This window comes from Rhodococcus sp. T2V (genome assembly GCF_029269925.1).
Lineage (GTDB): Bacteria > Actinomycetota > Actinomycetes > Mycobacteriales > Mycobacteriaceae > Rhodococcus_F > Rhodococcus_F koreensis.
Genome location: NZ_JARJBD010000474.1, coordinates 1 through 576 on the forward strand (window position 1 = coordinate 1; position 576 = coordinate 576).

The 576-nt window shown below is 67.5% G+C and carries 1 protein-coding gene; it reads right to left on the reverse strand.

Annotation, left to right across the window (positions count from 1 at the left end; genetic code table 11):
* The coding region (locus tag P3H15_RS54915) for an AMP-binding protein (RefSeq protein ID WP_276144942.1) at positions 1-576 on the reverse strand (576 nt) is incomplete at both ends.

Here is a 576-nt window from a genome sequence, read left to right on the forward strand (position 1 = left end):
CCCCCTTCGGCCGACCCGTCGACCCCGACGTGAACATCACATACCCCGGATGAGCAGGACGCAACGGCGCACGCCGCTCCCCATCCCCCACCGGAGAATCCGCCCACCCCGACACATCCAGCCCATCCACCGCCACCACCCGAACCGACCCCGCGAACACCCCCACATCCGCCGCCGTCGTCAACACCACCACCGGAGCAACCGTGCCCACCACATACCCGATCCGCTCCGACGGCTGATCCGGATCGATCGGCACATACGCCCCACCCGCCACCAGCACCGCATAAAGCGTGTTCGACTTGCGCGCGACGTGATCGAGCGGGATCAGCGGATTCGTCTCCGGGTAATAGGCGGCCACATTCCCGACCGGGGTCGGGTAGGGCACCAACCGGAAATCCTCCGCCCGCCGTTCCTCCACGCTGCCGTCCGGGGTCGTCCATTCGGAGACCAGGTCCACCCGATCCCCCGCCGCGTACCCGAACGACTCCAGGTCCTGCGTGCTGATGAACAGCACCCGCCGTCCGCCCTTGACGCCGCGGTAGCGGTCGTCGAGACCGTAGATGGTGGTGTTGTACT